Source organism: Microtetraspora sp. AC03309 (assembly GCF_020826795.1).
Lineage (GTDB): Bacteria > Actinomycetota > Actinomycetes > Streptosporangiales > Streptosporangiaceae > Microtetraspora > Microtetraspora glauca.
Map to the genome: position 1 here is coordinate 1 of NZ_JADDIL010000025.1, position 21,739 is coordinate 21,739.

The following is a 21,739-nucleotide window of genomic DNA, read 5'->3' on the forward strand; positions in this document are numbered from 1 at the left end:
GGATCAGCCGGACCGGCCACGAGTATCCCGTGCAGCCGCCGCCGATCATCGAACCCATGCCCGAGCCGTTCGCCCCCAACGGCTGGACCGGCCCCAACGAGCGCGGAGCGGCCAACACCCACCCGGCGAGCGGGCCCGAGGCGAGCGGTTGCGAGGCGTGTGCCACGGCAAGCGGGGTCGAGACGTGTGGTTTCGAGGCGGGCGGTTCCGAGACAACAGGACCCGAGGCAGATGGGCCCACGGCGGGTGGGTCGCAGGCGGGTGTGTCCACGACGGGTGGCAGCGGTGTGGGGGGACAGGTGATCGGCACGCCGGACCTCTCGGCCGCTGGCCATGACGGGGACAGCGGGATCGGCGGCCAGGTCGGCAGGGGGTTCGGAGGCGGGAGCGGCGGACACGGGCTTGCGGTCAGCGGGTACGGCGCGGGCAGCATCACCGATCCGGCCAACGACGAACTTCCGCACCTGCCGACCTGGAACGACGAACCCGCCTGGTGGGAAGAGCCCGTACAAGATCGAGCAGAACGGGCCGAAGCCGAGACGCCACCTGTTCCGCCATCCGACCCGGCGGACGATATCCCACCCTTCTAGGGCGAAAGTGGATCAAGGGGGCTCGGTGCGCGGCGTCTGGCATGTGTCATGTGATGCTGACGCAATGACTGATCGACGCGAGGTGGTCATCGTCCGCTGGCCAGGTCGGAGCCCTTCGACCGCTGAAGGCGGGCTGGCCGAGTTGCTGGCGGCCTACCATCTGCGGACGGAGGCCGAGAAGGGCGAAGCTGTTACCGATGTGGACGGGTTGCCGGAGCGCTACGAGGCGGAGGTCCTGGACCCACGAGTCGCGTTCGTCGATGATGCGGTGCTGGTGGCGATGAGCGGAGATACCGCCGTGGGCTGCCTGGTGGTGACCGCCCCCGTCGGGAGACGGTCAGAGATCAAGAGGCTTTGGACGGATCCGGCACATCGCGGCCAAGGCATCGGGTCCGGCCTGGTCAGCGCCGCGCTTGCGCATTGCGCGGACAGCGGCGTCCGCACGGTGAGGCTGTCGGTGTGGGAATGGCGGGCAGATGCCGTCACCCTGTACAAGCGGCTCGGTTTCACCGTCACCGAGTCATGGGACGAGCGGGATCAACTGGTGTGCATGGAGCGCACGGTGTGAGTCGTCATGGTTCCTGTGATCAACAGAACGCGGGGGACTCGCGAGTACCGATTCCCTCATAGTGACAACTGGGACCGCCGGTCCGGTTCCGGACGGGCCGCGCCCGCGGTGTCCTGGTGAGCCCGAACGGGACGTACCGGAGGCGGCGTCAGGGCGAGAACCGGTAACGCAGGAGGAGGCCCACACGGCGGATCGGGGGGATCAGTTTCATGATCCGGCAGGCGATCCGATAGTGCGGTGGCAGCCGGTCGATCCAGGGCAGGTCCACGGCGGCCAGTTCGGTGAGCAGGGTGAACCGTGGATCCCAGCTCTCCAGCCGGCGGGGGTCGTCGAGGCCCCAGGTGAGGATGACGCCGGCGGCGCGTAGGGCCCGGTTGAACCGCTGGGCCCGTATGCCGAGCGGGCTCACCGCGTCGAAGAGGAACTGGCCGCGGGGGAAGCGGTCGGCGATCCGATGGACGAGCGCCTCCATGGTGGGGGCCGTCAGGTACATCGTGAGCCCCTCGGCCACGACCAGCGTGGGGCGGTCCCCGGGGATCTCGGCCGTCCATCCCGGGTCGGTCACCGAGGCGCCGATCAGCCGACAGCCGGCGCGTTCGGGATACAGGCGGCGGCGCAGCTCGACGACCTCGGGATAGTCCACATCGAACCACCGGACGTCGGCGGGAGGGGCGACCCGGAAGACCCGGCCGTCGAGGCCGCAGCCCAGATGTACGACGGTGGCGTCGGGGTGGGCGGCGAGGAACTGGGCGGTCCACTCGTCGAGCTGCCTTCCCCGCATGGCGACGCCGGTCGCCTCACCCCGGCTCAGGTGGAAGCGCGTGAAGTCGTACGCGATGCGGCGGACCGTCTCCTCCGCCATCGTGTCCCCGAGGACGGGGTGGTCCGAGCGGCTGTCGAGTGCTCTGCCGTACAGGGTGGCGAGGAGGGTCTGCCGCGCGCCGGTGAAGGCGACCTTCTCGGTGGTCACCCGCGCGTGATACCCGGGACGGGCGCATTGACGCGATCCCGGGCGGGGCGTCCCGGAACCGGTTTCCGAGGGTCGGCGCGACGGGTTGGCGCGACGGGTCCGCGCCCGGGGCCGCGTCCTATTGTTGGCGCATGAGCAAACACTTTGACGTGGTCGTGCTGGGCGCCGGCCCCGGGGGATATGTCGCTGCCATCCGCGCGGCCCAGCTCGGGCTCAAGACGGCTGTGATCGAGGAACGCTACTGGGGCGGCGTCTGCCTCAACGTCGGATGCATCCCGTCCAAGGCGCTGCTGCGCAACGCCGAGCTGGTGCACCTGTTCGCCAACGAGGCGAAGACGTACGGCATCCGCGTGGACGGCCAGGTCGGGTTCGACTACGGGGTGGCCTACGAGCGCAGTCGCAAGGTCGCGGACGGCCGGGTCAAGGGCGTCCACTACCTGATGAAGAAGAACTCGATCACCCAGTTCGAGGGCCGCGGCCACTTCACCGACGCCCACACCCTGCAGGTGGCGTTGAACGACGGCGGTTCGGAGACGGTGACGTTCGGCTCCTGCATCATCGCGGCCGGCGCGACGCCGAGGCTGCTGCCGGGGACGTCCCTGAGCGAGCGGGTCGTGACGTACGAGGAGCAGATCCTCAGCGACAAGCTGCCGGGCAGCATCGTGATCGCCGGAGCGGGGGCGATCGGCGTGGAGTTCGGCTACGTGCTGAACAGCTACGGCGTGGACGTGACGATCGTGGAGTTCTTCGACCGGATGGTCCCGCTCGAGGACGCGGAGGTGTCGGCCGAGCTGGCGCGGCGCTACCGGAGGCTCGGCGTCAACGTCCTCACCTCCACGAGGGTCGAGGGCATCGACGACACCGGCGACAAGGTCCGGGTGACGGTGTCACACGACGGCAGGCAGCAGGTCCTGGAGACCGACAAGGTGCTGCAGGCCATCGGCTTCCAGCCGAACGTCACGGGATACGGCCTGGAGAACACCGGCGTACGGGTGACCGACCGGGGCGCCATCGACGTGGACGGCCGGTGCCGCACCAGCGTCCCGCACATCTTCGCCATCGGCGATGTCACGGCGAAGCTGATGCTGGCGCACGCGGCGGAGGCCATGGGCGTCGTCGCCGCCGAGACGATCGCGAACGCGGAGACCATGGAGCTGGACTACGTCATGATCCCCCGGGCGACGTACTGCCAGCCGCAGATCGCGAGTTTCGGCTGGACCGAGGCGCAGGCGCGCGAGCAGGGCTTCGACGTCAAGGTGGCGAAGTTCCCCTTCAGCGCTAACGGCAAGGCGCACGGCCTCGGTGACACGGTCGGCTTCGTCAAGATCCTCAGTGACGCGCAGTACGGCGAGTTGCTCGGAGCGCACCTGATCGGGCCCGACGTCACGGAGCTCCTGCCGGAGCTGACCCTGGCGCAGCAGTGGGATCTGACCGTCAACGAGGTGGCGCGCAACGTCCACGCGCACCCGACGCTGGGTGAGGCCGTCAAGGAGGCGATCCACGGTCTGGCCGGGCACATGATCAACATGTGAGTCACGGGGCGTCCCGGTCGCGTTCGGCGAGCAGCCGCGCGGTCTCGTCCGACACCTCGGTGGCGAGGACCGCCGACACGACGTCGATCAGGTGGCTGGTGAAGAGCCGGTCGTCCCTTCCCTCGGGGCCGCCCGCGCGCCGGGCCAGCTCGACGTACGCCACCCGGATCGCCATGAAGCGCTGGTGCAGGCGCCGTACGGCGGTCTCGGGGAGCAGCGGGGCGACGAGCCCGCGCCAGCGGTTGACGCTCTGCGCGGGATCGTCCCGGATCCCGCCGAGCGCGGGCAGTTGGGTGCGGTGGACGAGCTGTTCCATGATCCGCAGGTAGGCCCGGCCGCCGTCGGGGTCGGCCAGCTTCGCGGCCAGGGGCCGGACGAGGGCGGCGGCCAACACGCGCCGGGCCGCGCCGTCGGGAAGGTGCTCACCCGACTCGTACGCGTCGAGCAGCCGGTGGCGGTGCGCCTCGATCGCGGGATGGTGCTTGGCGAGGACCGCGCCCAGCAGGCCCTGGCGGTCCCCGAAGTGATACTGCAGGGCCGTCGAGTTGCGCTGCCCGGCGGCGGTGTTGATCTCGCGCAGCGACACGCCCTCGATGCCCCGTTCGGCGAACAGGCGCTCGGCGGCCTCGACCAGGCTCCTGCAGGTGGCCTCCGGGTTGGGCGGCATGGCCCGGTTCCTCCCTTGTCGGCGGATGGATCACTCGTTATCGTAATCAGGCACTTGCCTGAAATGGGGGTCCGATGGCCATCGATTTCACGCTCGCTCCTGAACATGAGGAGATCCGCCGCCGCGTACGGACCTTCGTGCGGGACACGATCGTCCCGGCGACGGAGGGCCTCGACCCGGGCGGGCGGCGCGACGAGTACCTCCGCGTCATCTTCGGGCTGCGCGAGCGGGCGAGAGCCGAGGGGCTGTGGCTGCCGCACATGCCGAAGGAGTGGGGCGGGATGGGGCTCGGCCACGTCGAGCTGGCCATGGTGCAGTCCGAGGCGGCCAAGACCCGGCTCGGGCCGTGGGTGCTCAACTGCGCCGCGCCCGACGAGGGCAACATGCACACCCTGCTGCACTGGGGGAGCGGGGAGCAGAAGGAGCGATATCTGCGGCCGCTGCTCGCCGGCACCGTGATGTCGTGCTTCGCGATGACCGAGCCCGAGGTGGCCGGCTCCGATCCCACGCTCATCCGTACGAACGCCGTCAGGGACGGCGACGAATGGATCATCAACGGGCACAAGTGGTTCATCTCCAACGCGCGCCGGGCGAGCTTCGCCATCCTCATCGCGCGGACCGAGCCCGACGTGCCGGAAGGCGTCCGAGGGGCGACCACGGCCTTCCTCGTGGACCTCCCCCAGGAGGGGTGGCAGGACGTCCGCGAGATCGAGACCATGCACGGCTCGACCGGGCACAGCGAGATCGTCATCACCGACCTGCGGGTGCCCGACGGGCAGATCCTCGGCGGGCGCGGCAACGGCCACAGGCTCGGGCAGTACCGCCTCGGCCCGGCCCGGCTGGCGCACTGCATGCGCTGGATCTCCCAGGCGGAGACGGCGCTGGACATGATGGTGGACCGGGCGGTGAACCGCTACAGCCACGGCTCGACGCTGGCCGAGAAGCAGGGCGTCCAGTGGCTGATCGCCGACTCCGCCATGGAGTTGTACCAGTGCAAGCTCATGGTGCTGCACGCCGCATCGAAGATCGACAAGGGTGAGGACTTCCGCACCGAGGTGTCGATGGCCAAGCACTTCGTGGCGGGCAGTCTGGGCCGCATCATCGACCGGGCGATCCAGGTACACGGCGCGCTCGGCTACTCGACGGACACGCCGCTGGCCCACATGTTCCAGCAGGCGCGCTGGGCCCGCTTCGCGGACGGGGCCGACGAGATCCACCGGATGCGCATCGCCGAGCGGACGATCGCGGCCTACCGCGACACCGGCTCGACCAGCGCCGCGACAGGAGGGCTGCCGCTGTGACGTACCGAACCGAGGGCACGGTCGCTCTGATCACCGGGGGTGCGGGCGGCATCGGCGCCGCGGTGGCCCGCCGGCTGGCGGGGGACGGGGCGAGGCTCGTCCTCGCCGACGTCGACGACGCCGCCGGTACGGCTCTCGCCGCCGAACTCGGCGCGCTGTACACGCACTGCGACGTGTCCCGCCCCGAGGACAACGCGGCCGCGGTGGCGGCCGCGATCGAGCGGTACGGCCGGCTCGACCTCGCCTTCCTCAACGCCGGCGTCGCCTCGGGCTGCGGGCTCGGCGCGGACTTCGACCTGGCGCGCTACCGGAGGGCGATGGGGATCAACCTCGACGGCGTCGTGTTCGGCGTGAACGCCGCGATCCCGGCGCTGGTCGCCTCCGGCGGCGGCACGATCGTGGCGACCGCGAGCATGGCGGGCATCGTGGGCATCCCGCACGACCCCATCTACGCCGCGAACAAGCACGCCGTCGTCGGGTTGGTCCGCTCGCTCGCCGACAACCTCAAGCCGCTCGGCATACGGGTGCAGGCGCTGTGCCCGTCGTTCGCGGACACCGCCATCATCGGGGACAGCCGGTCCATGCTGGAGGAGATGGGATTCCCGATCCTCGACGTGTCCGAGGTCGTGGACACGTTCGTCCGGCTGCTCGACGGCGAGGGGACGGGGGAGTGCTGGTTCGTGATCCCCGGTCGTGAGAGCGAGCCGTTCGGCTTCCGCCGCGCCCCGGGGCCGCGCCTGGCGCGGAAGGACTGATCCCGCCGTGAGTCAGCGCCAGGAGAGCGCGGCCCGGGTGTCCCAGTAGGTCTCCGGGTCCTCGGCCAGCCCGGCGAGCCGCTCGTCGAGCTCCTGGTCCCACTCCACCCCGGTGGCGGTCAGGTTGCTGTGCAGCTGCGCCGTCGAGACCGCACCGCTCAGCACCACCCCTGCCCACGGCCGCGCGAGTACGGCGGCGAGCGCGACCGCGTCCGGCGTGACGCCGCGCTCGCGGGCAGCCTCGGCGAGGGCGGCCGGCGCGGCCCTGGCGGTCAGCCGCCCGTTCGCCACCGCCTCCTTGACGATCACTCCCAGGCCCGCCTCGTGCGCGCGGGCGAGCGCCGCCTCGCAGGAGCGCTCGAACAGGTTCCAGGTGGACTGCACCGTGTCGAAGACCCCGCTCTCGATCGCCCGCGCGATCGTGCCGGCCTGGCGCGGCCCGGTCGTGCTGAGCCCGACCGCGACGTGCTCCGCGCGCAGCGCGTGCAACCGGACGAGCACGTCCTCGTCGTCGAGCACCCCGCTCTCCACGGTCGCGGAGTGGATCTGGTAGAGCGAGAGGTACTCGCCGAGCAGGGCCCGGGTCTGCTCCAGTTGGCGGCGCAGCTGCCCCGCCGACAACTCCTTCACCTCGTGGTACCCGGCGTCCATCCGCCATCCGCCGACGTACGCGTAGCCCCACTTCGAGCCGATGGTCGCGGCTCCCGGGGCGATGCCGCGGTCGCGCAGCCACCCGGCGAGGAACTCCTCGGCCAAGCCGTACGAGCGGGCGGTGTCGAAGTAGCGCACGCCCGCCTCCCAGGCCGCGTCGAGCAGGGCCCAGGCCCGATCCCGCATCGCGGGGACGCTCCGGTCCGCGCCGAGATCCTCGGCCCGGCCGAGCGTGATGTACGCGGGACGGCCGACCGCGGCCAGCCCGAGGCCGAGCGGGGTCACCATCAGGCGGGTACGGCCCAGCGGGCGTAGCGCGCGTGCGTCCATGCGGCACAACATAACGCCGCGCGCAAACGATCACGGCGCGCGGCTCCCTCTGCCGGCGGGCCGTGTCGCCGGTGTTTCGGCAGCGTGGAAGGGGGAAGGAGGCGTCGTCAACCGCAATCCGGATCGGGAGAACGTGGATGGCTCCATGGCACCTTCGTGATTTGAAAGAGGACGACCTGGACCAGGTGGTCAGGGTCTGGGAGGACTCCAAGGACACGTCGGCGGATCCGATAGTGACGCTGTCGGAGGGGATCGGCGCGGTCGGGCGCGGCGCGCCCGGTGTCGTCGCGGTCGTCGGCGCCCAGATCGTCGGGGTGGCCGTCTCCTCGGCGGGCGAGGACCGGGCCTGGGTGCTGAAGCTCGCCATCGCCAGGGAATGGCGGCACCGGGGCATCGGCTCGGCCCTGCTGTCGGCGATCGAGGAACGCCTGGCCCGGCTCGGCGTGCGCCGCATCGGCGCGCTGCTGCCGGAGCACGAGGTGGGGGAGAACGCCTTCATCAACTCCGGGTACGCCCACCGGCCCGACATCAGCTATTTCGAGAAGCAGCTGCCGCTGGCCAGGGCCGAGGTCACGATCCTCGACCAGCTCGGCGGTGCCGTACCGGGGCCGCGCCTGTGGGACCGGATCGCGGGCATGGAGGCGGAGAAGGCGTTGATCGAGCGCCGCCTGGTCATGCCGCTCGAACACCGGGACGTCGCCGCGCACTACGGGCTTGAGCCGCCTCGCGCGGTCATCCTGTTCGGCCCGCCCGGCACCGGCAAGACGACCTTCGCCAGGGCGGTCGCCTCGCGGCTGCGGTGGCCGTTCGTCGAGGTCTTCCCGTACCAGCTGGCCGGGGATCCGCTGGGTGTGGCCGGTGGGCTGCGGCAGCTCTTCTCGCAGGTCGAACATCTGGAGCAGGTGGTCCTGTTCTTCGACGAGGCGGAGGAGATCGCCTCCGAGCGGCGCGATCCGAGCTCGCTCGCCCACCGGGTCACCAACGAGCTGCTCAAGCTCATCCCGGTCTTCCGGCAGCGGGACCGGCGGCTGCTGATCTGCGCGACCAACGCCATCGGCAGCCTCGACTCGGCGTTCCTGCGACCGGGCCGGTTCGACTACCTGATCCCCGTCGGCCCGCCGGACGCGGCCGCGCGCCGGGCCATCTGGGCGCGCTACATCGGCGCGGACCGCCTGGCGCAGGTGGATCTCGACGTGCTGGTGGAGGCGAGCGACCGGTTCACGCCCGCCGACATCGACTACGCGGCGCGTACGGCGGCGCAGACCGCGTTCGAACGGCACCTCGCGCAGGGGTACGACCCGCGGCCCGCCCGGCTCACCGACGACTACCTGGACGCGATCGGGAGCACCCGCGGCACCCTGACGGACGAGGACATCGACGCGTTCGAGCGCGACCTCAGGATCGCGGCTCGGGTATAGCGGCGGGGGCCACCGCAGGGGTCACTGCGGGGAAGAGGCGCGCGGCGTTGTGATGGCAGGCGGCGCGCAGCCAGTCGTCCCCGAGCCCGAGCCCGGCGAGGGCCTCTAGGGCCTCCGCGTACGGATAGGGGATGTTGGGGAAGTCGCTGCCGAACAGGATGCGGTCCTGGAGATCGAGCAGCCGGGGCAGCTCCGCCTTCGGGAACGGCGTGGCCTCCTCGGTGAACCCGGTGAAGGCCATCGTGGTGTCCAGGTGGACGTACGGATGGCGGGCGGCCAGGTCGAGGAACTCGGCGTACTCCGGAAGACCCATGTGAGCGACGATCAGCCGCAGTCGGGGATGCCGGGCGAGCACGGCGCCGATCGGGCCCGGCCCGGTGTGCCGTCCCGGCGCGGGCCCCGAGCCGCAGTGCGCCACGACGGGGACTCCGGACTCCGCGAGCACGCCCCAGACGTCGTCGAGGAGCGGGTCGCGCGGGTCGTACGCCCCCACCTGGAGGTGCGCCTTGAACACCCGGGCGCCCGACTCGATCGCCTCCGTGACGTACCGCGCGGCGCCAGGCTCAGGGAAGAAGGTCGCGGTGCGCAGGCAGTCGGGCGTGCGCCCGGCGAAGCCCGCGGCCCAGCCGTTCAGCCAGGCCGCCATGGACGGCTTGTGCGGATAGAGCATCGAGGTGAAGGCCCGGACGCCGAACGAGCGCAGCCGCTCGACCCGTTCGTCCTCCTCCATCCGGTACGTGATCGGCCAGGGGCGGCCGGTCAGCGGGCCCACGGCGTCGAAGTACGCCCACACCTTGGACAGGACCCGTTCCGGCATGAAGTGCGTGTGCACGTCGATCAGCCCGGGTAGGCCCAGACCCTGCCAGAACGCGGTGACCCGGTGAATCTCCTCCGACTCCGTCATAACGCCTCACGTTAGCTCGAACCGGGACCGGCCCGGTGTCTGCGCACCATGCCCGCCGCGAGGGGAGCCTCGGCGAAGTCCCCGGCGGCGATCCGCGCCGCCACGGTCCGGCGTACGAGCCGGTCGGCCAGGCGCGGCGCGTGCCTGGCCACCATCATCTCGACCCGTCCGCGGGCGGTGGTGGCCACGTCACGGGGCGCGCGGCGCGCCGTCAGCGCGCCGACGACCGCGTCCACCACGCCCTCCACCGGCTCCGGCCTGGACACCGCGTCGAGGGACAGGCCGGCCCGCCGGGTGCTGTCGTGGATCGGGCTGCGCACCATGCTCGGATAGATCGTCGTCACGCCGACGTGCGTTCCGACCTCGAGCCGGAGCGCGTCGGCGTAGGCGGCCAGCGCGCGTTTCGAGACGCCGTACGCGGCGGCGAGCGGCAACGGCAGGACCGCCATCCGGGAGGCGATGAAGACCACCCGCCCCCTCGCGCGTACCAGGTGCGGCATGAGCGCGGCCGTGACCCGCCAGGCGCCGACGAGGTTCAGCCGCAACTGCGCGTCCACTTCCTCGTCGGGAGCGAGTTCGGCCGGCGCCGGGCCGCCGCGGCCGGCGTTGTTGACCAGCGCGTCGACGCCGCCGAGGAGCGCCACGGCCTCCTCCACCGCGGCGTCCACGGACGTCTGGGACGTGATGTCGCAGGTGATGATCGGTACGCCGGAGTCCTCGGGGCGTACGACGTCCAGCCCGACCACGTGCGCGCCCGCGTCGACGAAACGTTCGCTCATGGCCCGGCCGAAGGTGCCGGCCGCCCCGGTGACCAGGATCCTGCGACCGGCCAGGCCACGCCCGGGGGAGGAGCGCCCGGGGGAGGAACGCAGCTCTTTCCTCATGATCCGGAGGTACTCGTCGATGTCGATCCGCATGTGCGGCCTCCGCTCGCCCCATCGGGCCCGGGCGTTGGCGAGTTCGGCGGAGGCGACCTTCGAGGCCGCCTCCGGACCCGGCGGCCGGTACGTCCCGGCGCGGAGGGCGGCCACCAGCCGGCCCTGCGCCTCGACGACCGGCAGCGCCGACCCGGTGGACTGCATCAACCCGACGTAGCTGAGCGACGTGTCGCCGACGGGCAGGACATGGCGGTACAGCAGCAGCCTCGCCGGATCGGCCACCGTGTCCGCGTCGAGGAACGGCACCACCGCGCGGTATCCAGTGCACCAGATGATGTGGTCGACCTCGTCCACCCGGCCGTCGGTGAAGTGGACCCGCGACCCGTCGAGACGGGAGATGCCGTTCCGGGCGAGCACCTTCCCGGCGGCCACGAGCGCGGGTACGGAGTCGCTCAGGGTGGGGTGGTCCTGGAGCAGGCCCTGCCGGGGCGCGGGAAGGCGTGGTCCCGCGGGCTTCCTGTCGGCGACCCTGAGCATCGTCTGCGCGATCACCTGCCGTACCCGCCAGGGCAGCAGGGCGGCCAGGGCGCCGTTGAGCTGGTCGGAGGGGCGGCCGAGCAGCCGCTTGGGCACCACCCAGACCCCTCGCCTGGCCGACAGCAGCACGGCCGAGGCGTGGCCGGTCAGCTCAGCGGTGATGTCCATCGCGGAGTTGCCCGTGCCCACCACGAGCACGCGCTTCCCCGCGAACTCCGCCGGGGTGACATAGCCGTGCGCGTGGGACTGGGTGCCGGTGAACGACCCGTTGTACGGCGGGTCGGGATAGCGCGGCACGTGGTTGTGGCCGTTGGCGACCACGAGATGCTCGACCGTCTCGTGGCCGCGCCCGCCGGGGCCGTCCAGGACCAGCTCCCACCCGTCGCCGGAACGCCGCGCCGACTCGAGCGTCGTACCGAACCGGAACCGGTCGCCCACCCCGAAACGATCGGCGTACGCGAGCAGGTATTCCAGCATCTGGGCCCGGGTCGGATAGTCCGGCCAGTGCGAAGGCATGGGGAAGTCGGAGAACTGCGTGCGCGGCTTGCTCGTGTTGAGGTGGAGCCCTTCGTAGGCGGCGGTGCCGTCGTCCAGCCGCCACAGGCCGCCGAGCGCGTCCGCGCGCTCGATGCCCAGCACGGGGACGCCCGCCTCGATCAGCGCCTTGACCGTGGCTATCCCGGCGGCGCCGCCGCCGACGACGGCGGTCATGCCCGGCTTCCTGGAGTCCATCACGCAGCCTCCGATTAATCCATCGACTGATGGAATATTAGCGGGATGCGGCGTTCGCGCCAGGGGGTGCGTAGAGCAGATCGATCAGCCGATGGGCGTAGGCGCGGAACTCCCGCTTCTCGCGGGCGACGGCCACGGCCCCCGCGCCCGCGGCGGTCAACGCCGCCACGTGTCCGTGCGCCGCCCACACCAGACCGCGCACGGTGACGTGAGGGGTCGGCTCGACGATGAGCCCGCGGGCGGCCGCGTCCAGGAGCGCCTGCTCGATCTCGTGGTAGATCGGCAACGCGTACGCCTCGTCCAGCGGCGCGTGGCGGGTGGGGTCCAGCCAGCGCCGGAGCCACAGGAACGTGGTGTGCGGATGCTCGTCCAGGAAGTCGACGAACGTGTCCACCAGGCCGTGCACGGCGCCGACCAGCTCCGTGGGCGACGCCGAGCGCGAGGCCTCCGCCACCGCGCGGACCGAGGGTTCGAGGGTCGCGCGCTCCAGTTCGAAGACCCGGGCGAAGCACGCCTCGCACAACGACGCCTTGGACGGGAAGTGGTGGTGCACGCTGGAGACGTCGATCCCGACCTGACCGGCGATGTCGCGCATGGAGACGCCGTCGAACCCGCGCACGGCGAAGAGCTCGGTCGCCTTCGACAGGATGCGCTCGGGCGTGGCCGGTGCGGAAAGGTCGCGTGGCGGCCGCCCACGGCGACGCGCGCGGGGCGTGGAGACGTCTTCCTCGCTCGTCTTCATGCCTCAAGTCTGGCCGCGTTCGCGCCGGCCCCGCAATCGATCGCCCGCTGGATTACCGTCGGCCGGTCAGCGGTAGGGCACGGGTCCACAACATCCACCCCAGCACCGCCCAGTACGCGCCGGCGAGCAGACCGCCACCCAGGCTGGACAACGGAATCGTGCACAGCCAGGTCAGCGGCAGCGGTACGGCCAGAGCGAGGGGGAGGCGCCGTCGGCGGCACACGGCCACGGCCACGGCCACGAGACCGGCGAACCACAGCAGGTTCGCCGGGATGGCGACCGCGGCGAAGAAGGAGGCGTCGTGCCCGAGGACGTTGGAGATGGTGCCGACCGCGGCCAGCAGCACCATGCCCGTGACGGCGACCAGCGGCCACCAGCGGGAACCCGCCCATCGGGCGACCGTGAGGACGACGGGGATCTGCAGGATCAGCAGCGCGGCGAGGCAGGCGAGGGTCACGTGCTCGACGCCGACCACCGTCTCCTCACCTGAGGGGGTGTGCACGAGCTGCAGCGTGCCCGCGACGAGGGAGGCGATCGCCGTCCCCACGGCGCACAGGGCGAGCGTCCGGGAGGTCCCCGCCGGATCCTGGGAAGCGGGGGAGTGGGAAGCGGGGGAGCGGGAAGCGGAGGTCGGAGAAGTCATGCCTCCAGCGTGCTCGGACGCGGCGTCGCGCACATCGCCGTCACGGCGCGCGGATCTCATCCTCACGGCGCGAGCCGGCGCGACCTGAGGATGACCCCGGCCACGTCCGGCGGGGGACGTCGCGGGTGACGGCAGCGGCTACGGTGGCCGCGTGGATCCCCTCTCCCGGCTGGCACACGTCCCGGCCCGGCCACCACGGTCGGACTATTGGCTCGCCGCGTTCCTCGGCGTGTGGGCACTGGTGGAGGCGGTCGCTCTGCCCGGCCCCGGCCCTCTCGCGGTACGGGTGCTGTTCGCCCTGGTGGTGTCGGCACCCCTGGTGCTGCGCCGCAGGTTTCCGGTGCCGGTCCTGCTCGCGATCGCGGTCGCGCTGGTGGTCCGGGCGTACTTCGCGACCACGTTCGAGCCCGGGGCCACGCCGTTCCCGGCGCTGCTCGTCGCCACGTTCTCATGCGGCCTGTACGCCCGACCGGCCTGGCTGGCATGGGGCAGTGCCCCGGTCGGGGCGGGCGCGATCGTCGCGGCCACCTATCTCGACTACTACACCGGCGCCCCCGGGCCCGGCGACTACGCCCTGCTGTCGTTCTTCTGCCTCGGGAGCTGGGCCGGGGGGCGGGTCATCCGGATGCGGGTGGCGCAGGCCGAGGAGGCGGCCCGCAGGAAGGACGAGGCCGCCGCCCGGTCCGTCGCCGAGGCCGCCGCCACCGAACGAGCACGCATCGCCAGGGAACTGCACGATGTCGTCGCGCATTCGCTCTCGATCATCGCCATGCAGGCCGGCGCCGCCGAACGCCTCATCCACACCCGTCCCCAGGCCGCCGAGGAGCATGCCCGTACGGTCCGGCGCACGGCCCGCGAAGCATTGATAGAAATGCGTCGTCTGCTCGACGTCCTGCACGAGACGGCCGAGTACCATCCGGTGCCCGGCCTGTCGGATCTCACCACGTTGATCGACGAGGCGCGCGAGTCCGGCACCGGTGTGGAGTTCGTCGAGGTCGGCGAACGCCCCTCGCTCGCACCCGGTTTGGAGCTGTCGATCTACCGCATCGTGCAGGAGGCCCTGACGAACACCCGGCGCCACGGTCGGACGGGACAGGCCCGGGTGACCATCGCCTATTCGGACTCGGACACCACGGTCACCGTGTCCAACCCGGATCCGTCCCGGGGATCGATCCCGTTCCGTGCGGGCAGAGGCCTCACCGGAATGCGCGAGCGCGTCGGGCTGCACGGCGGATCACTCGACATCCTGCGGGACAACGCCGCGTTCACCGTCACCGCGCGGTTCCCTGCCGAGGAGCGCCCGCTGTGACCGGCACGACGATCACCCTGCTGATCGCGGACGATCATCCCCTCGCCAGGAGCGGGCTCGCGGCGATCCTCGCGGAGGAACCGGACATCGAGATCGTCGGGCAGGCGTCCGACGGCGACGAGGCGGTATTCCTCGCCCAGCGGCTCCGCCCGGACGTGGTCTTCATGGACGTGCGCATGCCCGGCGTCAACGGAGTCGAGGCGACCCGGCGCATTCTCGCCACGACCGAACGCACCCGCGTGGTCATGCTGACCACCTTCGACCTCGACGAGCACGTCTACGACGCCCTGCGGGCCGGCGCCGCCGGATTCCTGCTCAAGGACACACCACCAGACCAACTATGCAACGCCGTACGGCGATGCGCGGCGGGCGAGACGATGCTCTCGCCGCCGGTGCTCGCCCGCATGGTCGACAAGCTCGTGGCCCTTCCACCCGCGCGACACGCACCCGACTCCCGTCTGGCCGACCTCACCGAAAGGGAGACCGAGGTGCTCACCCACCTCGCCCGAGGCATGTCGAACGCCGAGGTGGGGCGGGCGCTGTTCCTCAGCGAGGCCACGGTCAAGACCCATGTGGGACGGGTCCTGACCAAGCTGGGCCTGCGGGACCGCGTCCAGGCCGTGGTCTTCGCGTACGAATCCGGACTGGCCACTCCCGGATCGCGCCACTCCGACGCCGATCCGGGATAGCCCGTGTCGGCAGCGGGTACCGCCGTCCGTCACCGAGCGAGGTCGATCTCTGACACGAGGGCGGTGAGGGTGGTGCCGAGAGGGGCGTCGAAGGTCAGGAGGGCGTCGGTGTCGCCTCGGGTCGCACCCCGGTTGATGATCGCGACGGGAATCGCCCGTTTGGCGGCGTGGCGTACGAACCGGTAGCCGGACATAACGGTCAGCGAGGATCCGAGTACCAGCAGCATGCCCGCGCGCTCGACCAGCGCGTAGCAGTCGTCGACGCGAGGTCGCGGCACGTTCTCGCCGAAGAACACCACGTCGGGCTTGAGCACGCCCCCGCAGCCGTGGCAGTCCAGGACACGGAAGGCGTCGATCTCGTCGTCGTCGATCACGGCGTCGCCGTCGGGGTTGATCGCCCCGGCCCGCGCGTGCCATCCGGGATTGGCCTCGCGCAGCCGCTGGTCGAGCGTCTGCCGGGGAGTGCGTCCACCACAGGCGAGACACCGGACGCGGTCGAGGCTGCCGTGGAGTTCGATCACGTGCTCAGCGCCGGAGGACTGGTGCAGGCCGTCGACGTTCTGGGTGATGATCCCGGCGACCAGCCCGCGGCTCTGCAGCCCGGTGATCGCGTGATGGCCGGCATTGGGGGTCGCACGGGCGATGTGCCTCCATCCCACGTGGCTACGCGCCCAATATCGCCTGCGCGCGGCGGCGCTCCCGACGAACGTCTGGTACGTCATCGGCTCGGCTTGCCGCCTGCGGCCGGTTTCTCCGCGGTAGTCCGGGATGCCGGACTCGGTGGACAGGCCGGCTCCGCTCAGGACCACCACGTCCCCGTCCGCGACGAGATCGACCAGCATGCGGAACCGAGGGAAGGCCGACATGCCCGACGAATCGAGCAGCCCACCGGACAGGCCGCCTGAATCTTCGCCTACCGCCCGAGTCATTCGTCCATGGTGCCTGACAGCCGCGCCTGTCCGGGCCCCCGGCCCCCGCCCGTCCGGCGAATTCGGGTGAGGAAGGGGGCGCGGCTTCGGCCATTCCCGATGTCACGCCGGAGGCCGTGATCCCCGTGACTTCTCCCGCCACGGTCACCCCATATCTGATCTCCCTGGGTCACACGGGGGAACAGCAGCCGGACCGGGTACGTACCTACTCGCAGGATCATGCACAATTAGGCACGAGCGCCCTTAGCTCAGCCGGATAGAGCATCGGACTTCTAATCCGACGGTCGGGGGTTCGAATCCCTCAGGGCGCGCTCATCATCCCACCCTTGACCTGCGGAAACGCAGAGTTCAAGGCCCCTCTGGGGCAGGAACCCACCCTCTACGTGCTCGTGGCGTGCTCGCGTGCACCAACCGTGCACACATCATGATCGGGAACCGACAGGTGCCGAGATGCCGGCGGTCGTCGGTTCCTATCGAACTCCTCATTCTTGGCGTGAAGCTATCCCAAGGTCGAGGAGTCCGTTATGCGAGTAGTCCTGTCGCTGAGCAGGCGCGCGGGCACATGTTGAATCCGAGGGTACGAGCAACGGCTATCAGCCTCGATCCATCGCGTGCATTCTGATCACGGATGTTCACGGGTGTCGGGCGGGTTCGGGGTGGTCTTTCAGGTGCGGGCAGCACGGTGCGCCGGGTGGCCGTCCGGTGCGGGTTCTCCGATGTCTTTCGGGTCGTGGGCGGGCAGGGCGGTCGCGCGGGTCAGCTGAGCATGCGCTGCCCGGTCGCTGTCCACAGGTCGGTGAAGTCGTCGGCCCAGCGCCGGCGTTCGGGCAGGTGGAGGGTGCGGCGGCGGGGGCCGGTGGCGATCCGGGCGGGGATGTTGATCAGGTGGCGGCGGATGGTGCCGGTGCGCGCTTTGGCATGGAAGGTGGAGGCGAGGTGGCCGGCGGCGTTCGCGGTGCATGGGTTCGGCCCGGGCCAGGACGAACGGGCTGTCGGTGAAGATGACGTGGTGGCGCCAGACGCTGAACAGTTCGGGCTGCCCCTCGGGCACACTCTTCGGGTTCAGGCGCTTGACCCGGCGCACGACCAGTCGGGCGGTGGCGTGGAATGCGCGCACGCCGCCGAACAGACGCGACAGGCCACCGTGGCGCAGCACGTCCAGGTCGTCGAGGCTGTCCGCCCCGGCCACCATCCCGCCCACGATCGACAGCGCCTTCACGTCGGCGGCCGTCCCGGCGCCGTTGGCCACGCCGACGAGTTTCACCTTCTCTCGGAGCTGCGGGCCTCTTCGTAGTCCGGCTCCGGCATCGGACCCTTCTTCTTTCCGACAGCAGGCAAGGTAATCAGCAGCACAACTGCTCCGAGGAGTGTGATGACCGCGATCCAGCCCGCGCCTACGTGCATGGCATGGATGAACGCATTATCGGCAGCCTGAGCAAGAGCGGGCCGGTGGATAGCGGTGGCGACGTGGCGGGCCTGTTCGGCGGAAACTCGCGCCTGATCCTGCACCGGACCGGGCGCACCCTCCAGCGAAGGTTCGATCGCACGTCGGTACATGATCGACATGATCGTGCCGCCTACTGCGATTCCGATCACACTGCCGGTTTGTCGCACGGTGTTGGTGACGGCCGATCCTGCACCGGCCTGTTCCAACGGCAGGTTGCTGATCAATGCGGCCGTAACGGGGCCGATCACCATGCCGATCGAGAGACCCTGTATCAACAACAGGATCTCGATCCAGACGAGTGGAGTTTGGAGTCCGAGGAACCCGTACCCGCCCATGGTCAGCGCAGCCACGGTCAGCGCCGGCACGGTGACAGGTCGTAGCGACAGGTGGCGAACCAGGCGCGAGGCAAGGGGCGCCCCCGCGAGTGCGCCGAATGCGGTCGGGATATTGGCCAATCCCGCCTTCATCGGCGAAAATCCGAGCGCGCCTTGCAGGTAGAACGCGTTATAGAAGGTGATGGCGGCCACAGCAAAGAGCAGCAATCCGAGCGCCACATTGCCGCCACCGAATGTGCGTTGCGCGAGCAGTCGCGGATCAAAGCTGGGCACCTTGACGCGCAGTTCGACGAGTACGAAAACGGCCAGCAGAACCAGACCGACAACGATCGGCGCCCAGACGTCGGTACGACTCCACACAGCCACCTGCCCCGCCCGGATCAGCCCGTAGGCCAACGCCACGAGCCCACTGATCGACAGCAACATTCCAGCGGGGTCCAGTGGTCGCCGAGTGGGGCTGCGGAAATTCGGAACCAGCATGGCGAGCCCGAGCAACGCCAATGCCGCGACCGGGACATTGATCAGAAAGACCGAGCCCCACCAGAAATGATCGAGCAGGAACCCCGCCAGTACCGGGCCGGCAGCCATTCCTACACCGGCCGACGTCGAGAAAATGCCGATCGCGGCAGCCCGCGCGGGGCCAGTAAAGGTCCACATAAGGATGGCCAAGTTGGCGGGCGTGATCAGCGCGCTGCCCACCCCCATCGCAGCTCGAGCTGCAATCAGCTGGCCCGCATCGCTTGCGTACGCCGCCCACAGCGAGGACCCGGCGAAGATCACCAACCCACTGGAAAACACAGTCCGGTGACCGAACCGATCGCCCAATGCGCCTGCAGTGAACATCAATGTGGCGAAGGCCAGAGTGTACGAACCGGTCGCCCATTGCAGCTGACCGGGATTGGCGCCCAGTCCACGGACCGGGTCTGCAAGGGTCTCCAGCGTAGTACTCAGGACGGTATTGTCCAGCCAAATCAGCAGCGAACACAACATAAGAACGGCAAGAATCAACTGCTGCCTGAACTTCGGCAACATTGGAGGCGCGGTCATGAACACCTTCGGATATCGATCGGCGGGAATCTGAACGACTGGACCATAAGCAAACTCCACGACGCTGTCAAGCTTAGAATTTCTTGCCAAGACTGTTGCGGCCGAACGGACTATATGCCCTCTGCCGGATTTGCGGACTGAACAATTCTGTGCCCTCTGGTGGATTTGCGAGTTGAAGGATTTCATGACTTCTGGAGAGTTGCGACTGAGCGGATTTCGTGCCCTCAAGTGAGCTGTCGCACCGCGTCCTGCGACCCCAGCTCGGTGCCCACGCCAAACCGCAGCTCCTGCCCGCCCAGGACTGCCGGAACACTGGCACTTACCTGACGCTTTACCGAGCACCATTTCTGCGTCACTCACTCGAGAAACTTCCGCGACGGCCCGATGTTTCGTGAGCCTGACCGGCAGATGGTGAGGAACGAAGCGTCAGAGCATGGATTGGGACGTCTCCGTCGTCGTGGTGACGACAAGGCAGATCAGATGTCGAACTCGCCGTCGCGTACGCCGCCGATGAAGGCACTCCACTCGCTCGGGGTGAAGGTCAGGACGGGGCCGTTGCGGTCCTTACTGTCCCGGACCGCGCCTCGTCGGGGTGTTGACGGGCTCGTGGTCGAGGTGCCAGCTCTCGCGGCACTGGGCCATGCGTAGTTGGCGGTTCCGCTTGGCACACGGCGGGCACTTGCTTTCGAGGGTGGCCCCGCACGGCACGTCGATCGTTTCGACCTTGCCCGTGTAGGTGTCGAGCCGCCGGAGGGCGATGGGGCGGATGCAGACGCCGTATTGCTTGGCGATCTCTTCGACGACCTCGCGGGCGAGTGGTTGGGCCATCCGCACTGCCCGAGGTGTCGCCCTGTCCGTCGTGTTGGTCATCGGTCACCGCCGCACGAGTCGAAGTCGTCGAGCGAGCCGAGGGAGTAGGCGGACTTGGAACCGTCGGCCGGGCCAAGAAGGTTGATCGAGTCGGGACCGTCGATCGAGCCGATGGAGTCGAAGCCGTCGAGCAGGATGGACGCCCTTTCGCCGCACTCACGGCACTCGACCACGCCCCGGACTGGGGACAGCCAGAGCGCGTTGGTGGTGCCGCAGGCCGCGCAGGTCAGTTCGTCAAGGCGGCGGCGCAGCGCGCCGCCGCTGTGCGTCCCCGCGCTCGCCCGCCGTCCGGGCATGCGGGCCGCCCGCCGTTACGCCACCGCCGGGCACCAAAACGTTGTGCCGCACAGGGCGCCGGACCGCCATCCGGACCGCAGGTCAGTCCCGGCTCGATTTGAGATAGCCGGTCAGATAGGTCAACGACGCGGCGATGTCCTCACCGAGGCCGTGCGGCCGGCGCAGCTCGTCGACGAAGATGGCGATGTCGGCGAGCCGCCACCAGAGAGGATAGAGAGCGAGGCCGGCCGGTGTGACGGTCCGGCCGGTGGCCCGGCTGTAGCGAGCGAGTACGTCGTCGCCGTCGCCGTCCAAGTCTTCGCCGAGCATGCGGGCGAGGGCGGGGGTGAGCATCCACAGGTCCCGTTCCGGCGGAGCTATCTGTACAGTGCCCCAGTCGATGAGCCGGAGTCCGGCCGGGGTACGCATGACGTTCCCGGGGTGCGGTTCGCCGTGCGTGACCACCCACAGCGCAACGGTGTTTCGTACCTGGTCGACCCGCCGGTCGAAGTCGGCGAGCAATCGTTGGACTTGCCCGGCATGGACGGACAGCAGCTTGCGGGCCGGCTCGGCATAAGGCCCGCGGGTCCACTCCCGATCGAGGTCCTGCAGCGCCTCCTCCAGCTTGTCCCGACCGGGCAGCACCAGGTCAGCCCGTGATGCGGTGTCCGCCACGATCGGGGTTGCCTCGTGCAGCTCGGCCAGAAGGTCGATTACCTCGACGCGGTCCTCGGGCTGGTACGCGCCGAAGTGCCCGGCGGCGCCCGCCACCATTGGAAACACCGACAGGGCGTACCGCGAGGTTAGCCGCCAGACCGCAGCGTCGGTCGCGGTCGGGATCGGCGCGAGGGCGAAGTCGAGCCCCGCGTCCCGGCGCAGTGCCAGGGCGGCACCGAGCGACTGGCCGAGCCGGTCGAACGCGCCATCACGAGCAACATCCTCGACGCCGAGGTCATCGACCTTGATGAACCACGCCGTCCCACGCTGGTCCACCACGGACCAGTGGTAGCTGCCTGCGCCCACTGGGAGGTACTCAACCGAGTGGGGCTCAATGCCCCAGCCCTCGGTCAGTGCCGCCATCAGTTCGGACTCTGCCAGACCCGCCGGTCTGTCCCTCATACGCCGGTATCCTGCCTCACTTGCCGCAGAGCTGCAGATCATTTTTAGGGAGGGCTCCTGAGGCCTTCTGACGGCGATACGGTTGCTCTCTCCTCGTCGCTTATGCCTCCGGCGAGGGCCTCGGCTCCACTCCGATAGGCCGTCCTCCTCGCCGCCCAAGTGTCCTGGCCGTTCCCGCTGAGTCAAGGGCGCCTACGGCGTCGCTTCGCGATCAGCTTCGCTGACCCTTGCCACGGCGGTCCCGTCCTGGGGATCGGCAGCTACGAGGAGGACGGGGGCGGATCAGGGGCCGGAACGCGCGCATGGCCTACCGCCGCAGGTCGTGTGCCTGATCGTCGTGCAATGAGACAGGGTGACGAGGGGTCGACCACGGTCACTGGACGATGTTGACCCGCCGACATGGCAGTCATTCGCTCTCCAGATCCACGCCGCCCATCTGCACGAGTAGGCCGTTCTGGGAGCCACCTTGGGAGCCACCCGAACGAACGATCATGAACTGA

General features: G+C 69.9%; 21 protein-coding genes, 1 tRNA gene and 1 pseudogene. 9 read left to right on the forward strand and 14 right to left on the reverse strand.

Annotation, left to right across the window (positions count from 1 at the left end; translation table 11 throughout):
- Both IMZ11_RS16745 and IMZ11_RS16750 read left to right on the forward strand, forming a co-directional pair.
- Positions 1-590: pseudogene (locus tag IMZ11_RS16745) on the forward strand (hypothetical protein); the annotation flags it as partial.
- 64 nt (positions 591-654) lie between these two features.
- Positions 655-1,158 carry an N-acetyltransferase gene (locus IMZ11_RS16750; protein WP_228642420.1) on the forward strand — a complete coding sequence of 168 codons (504 nt, stop codon included), beginning with the start codon at positions 655-657 and terminating at the stop codon, positions 1,156-1,158.
- 148 nt (positions 1,159-1,306) lie between these two features.
- Here IMZ11_RS16750 and IMZ11_RS16755 read toward each other — a convergent pair whose 3' ends face one another.
- Complete coding sequence (locus tag IMZ11_RS16755; RefSeq protein ID WP_228642422.1) at positions 1,307-2,128, reverse strand: class I SAM-dependent methyltransferase; 822 nt, start codon at positions 2,126-2,128, stop codon at positions 1,307-1,309.
- Positions 2,129-2,259: 131 nt separating this feature from the next.
- Here IMZ11_RS16755 and lpdA point away from each other — a divergent pair, with 131 nt between their 5' ends.
- Positions 2,260-3,660, forward strand: a complete 1,401-nt coding sequence (lpdA, locus tag IMZ11_RS16760; protein WP_228642424.1) for a dihydrolipoyl dehydrogenase — start codon at positions 2,260-2,262, stop codon at positions 3,658-3,660.
- Between the two features lies 1 nt (position 3,661).
- Here the strand turns inward: lpdA and IMZ11_RS16765 are convergent, their stop codons facing one another.
- Positions 3,662-4,327 (reverse strand): helix-turn-helix domain-containing protein, encoded by a 666-nt coding sequence (locus IMZ11_RS16765; protein WP_228642426.1) that lies wholly within the window; start codon positions 4,325-4,327, stop codon positions 3,662-3,664.
- Positions 4,328-4,401: 74 nt separating this feature from the next.
- Here IMZ11_RS16765 and IMZ11_RS16770 point away from each other — a divergent pair, with 74 nt between their 5' ends.
- Together IMZ11_RS16770 and IMZ11_RS16775 are read left to right on the forward strand one after the other, a co-directional pair.
- The gene (locus IMZ11_RS16770) at positions 4,402-5,628 is read left to right on the forward strand and encodes an acyl-CoA dehydrogenase family protein (RefSeq protein WP_228642428.1); all 1,227 of its coding nucleotides are present in this window, start codon (positions 4,402-4,404) and stop codon (positions 5,626-5,628) included.
- Positions 5,625-6,383 carry an SDR family oxidoreductase gene (locus IMZ11_RS16775; protein ID WP_228642430.1) on the forward strand — a complete coding sequence of 253 codons (759 nt, stop codon included), beginning with the start codon at positions 5,625-5,627 and terminating at the stop codon, positions 6,381-6,383. The genes IMZ11_RS16770 and IMZ11_RS16775 overlap by 4 nt, the downstream gene beginning before the upstream one ends.
- Before the next feature lie 12 nt (positions 6,384-6,395).
- Here the strand turns inward: IMZ11_RS16775 and IMZ11_RS16780 are convergent, their stop codons facing one another.
- Positions 6,396-7,364, reverse strand: coding sequence for an aldo/keto reductase (locus IMZ11_RS16780; protein WP_228642432.1), 969 nt, complete (start codon positions 7,362-7,364; stop codon positions 6,396-6,398).
- Between the two features lie 161 nt (positions 7,365-7,525).
- Between IMZ11_RS16780 and IMZ11_RS16785 the strand changes: the two genes are divergently transcribed.
- Complete coding sequence (locus tag IMZ11_RS16785; protein WP_228642434.1) at positions 7,526-8,782, forward strand: ATP-binding protein; 1,257 nt, start codon at positions 7,526-7,528, stop codon at positions 8,780-8,782.
- On the opposite strand, the gene IMZ11_RS16790 is transcribed toward IMZ11_RS16785, so the two are convergent.
- Genes IMZ11_RS16790 through IMZ11_RS16805 form a run of 4 tightly spaced genes read right to left on the reverse strand, consistent with a single transcriptional unit; the run spans position 8,760 to position 13,218 of the window.
- Positions 8,760-9,686, reverse strand: a complete 927-nt coding sequence (locus IMZ11_RS16790) for an amidohydrolase family protein (RefSeq protein ID WP_228642436.1) — start codon at positions 9,684-9,686, stop codon at positions 8,760-8,762. The two genes, IMZ11_RS16785 and IMZ11_RS16790, sit on opposite strands and share 23 nt — an antisense overlap.
- A gap of 11 nt (positions 9,687-9,697) precedes the next feature.
- Positions 9,698-11,833, reverse strand: coding sequence for an SDR family NAD(P)-dependent oxidoreductase (locus tag IMZ11_RS16795; RefSeq protein ID WP_228642604.1), 2,136 nt, complete (start codon positions 11,831-11,833; stop codon positions 9,698-9,700).
- Positions 11,834-11,870: 37 nt separating this feature from the next.
- Entirely contained in the window at positions 11,871-12,575 is a 705-nt protein-coding gene (locus IMZ11_RS16800; protein WP_228642438.1) for a TetR/AcrR family transcriptional regulator, read from the reverse strand.
- A gap of 52 nt (positions 12,576-12,627) precedes the next feature.
- A complete protein-coding gene (locus IMZ11_RS16805; RefSeq protein WP_228642440.1) occupies positions 12,628-13,218 on the reverse strand; it encodes a hypothetical protein in 591 nt (196 codons plus the stop codon).
- A 151-nt stretch (positions 13,219-13,369) separates the two neighbouring features.
- Between IMZ11_RS16805 and IMZ11_RS46225 the strand changes: the two genes are divergently transcribed.
- A complete protein-coding gene (locus IMZ11_RS46225) occupies positions 13,370-14,527 on the forward strand; it encodes a histidine kinase (protein ID WP_228642442.1) in 1,158 nt (385 codons plus the stop codon).
- The gene (locus IMZ11_RS16815) at positions 14,524-15,216 is read left to right on the forward strand and encodes a response regulator transcription factor (RefSeq protein ID WP_228642444.1); all 693 of its coding nucleotides are present in this window, start codon (positions 14,524-14,526) and stop codon (positions 15,214-15,216) included. The genes IMZ11_RS46225 and IMZ11_RS16815 overlap by 4 nt, the downstream gene beginning before the upstream one ends.
- 29 nt (positions 15,217-15,245) lie before the next feature.
- Here the strand turns inward: IMZ11_RS16815 and IMZ11_RS16820 are convergent, their stop codons facing one another.
- The gene (locus IMZ11_RS16820; protein ID WP_308066800.1) at positions 15,246-16,145 is read right to left on the reverse strand and encodes an NAD-dependent protein deacetylase; all 900 of its coding nucleotides are present in this window, start codon (positions 16,143-16,145) and stop codon (positions 15,246-15,248) included.
- A 237-nt stretch (positions 16,146-16,382) separates the two neighbouring features.
- Here IMZ11_RS16820 and IMZ11_RS16825 point away from each other — a divergent pair.
- A tRNA-Arg gene (locus IMZ11_RS16825) sits at positions 16,383-16,456 on the forward strand.
- Between the two features lie 353 nt (positions 16,457-16,809).
- On the opposite strand, the gene IMZ11_RS16830 is transcribed toward IMZ11_RS16825, so the two are convergent.
- The 6 genes from IMZ11_RS16830 to IMZ11_RS16855 all read right to left on the reverse strand — a co-directional run bounded on the left by IMZ11_RS16830 (position 16,810) and on the right by IMZ11_RS16855 (position 21,239).
- On the reverse strand, positions 16,810-17,394 hold the full coding sequence (locus IMZ11_RS16830) for a hypothetical protein (protein ID WP_228642616.1): 585 nt from the start codon (positions 17,392-17,394) through the stop codon (positions 16,810-16,812).
- Between the two features lie 11 nt (positions 17,395-17,405).
- Positions 17,406-19,034, reverse strand: a complete 1,629-nt coding sequence (locus tag IMZ11_RS16835) for an MFS transporter (protein ID WP_228642446.1) — start codon at positions 19,032-19,034, stop codon at positions 17,406-17,408.
- A 416-nt stretch (positions 19,035-19,450) separates the two neighbouring features.
- Positions 19,451-19,519 carry a DUF397 domain-containing protein gene (locus tag IMZ11_RS16840; protein WP_374462279.1) on the reverse strand — a complete coding sequence of 23 codons (69 nt, stop codon included), beginning with the start codon at positions 19,517-19,519 and terminating at the stop codon, positions 19,451-19,453.
- Positions 19,520-19,538: 19 nt separating this feature from the next.
- Positions 19,539-19,844: a replication initiator gene (locus IMZ11_RS16845; RefSeq protein WP_308066801.1), complete on the reverse strand. Its 306-nt coding sequence runs from the start codon at positions 19,842-19,844 to the stop codon at positions 19,539-19,541.
- Complete coding sequence (locus IMZ11_RS16850; RefSeq protein ID WP_228642448.1) at positions 19,841-20,140, reverse strand: hypothetical protein; 300 nt, start codon at positions 20,138-20,140, stop codon at positions 19,841-19,843. Before IMZ11_RS16850 ends, IMZ11_RS16845 begins: the two co-directional genes overlap by 4 nt.
- Before the next feature lie 82 nt (positions 20,141-20,222).
- Complete coding sequence (locus IMZ11_RS16855; protein WP_228642450.1) at positions 20,223-21,239, reverse strand: phosphotransferase; 1,017 nt, start codon at positions 21,237-21,239, stop codon at positions 20,223-20,225.
- Positions 21,240-21,739: the final 500 nt, after the last annotated feature.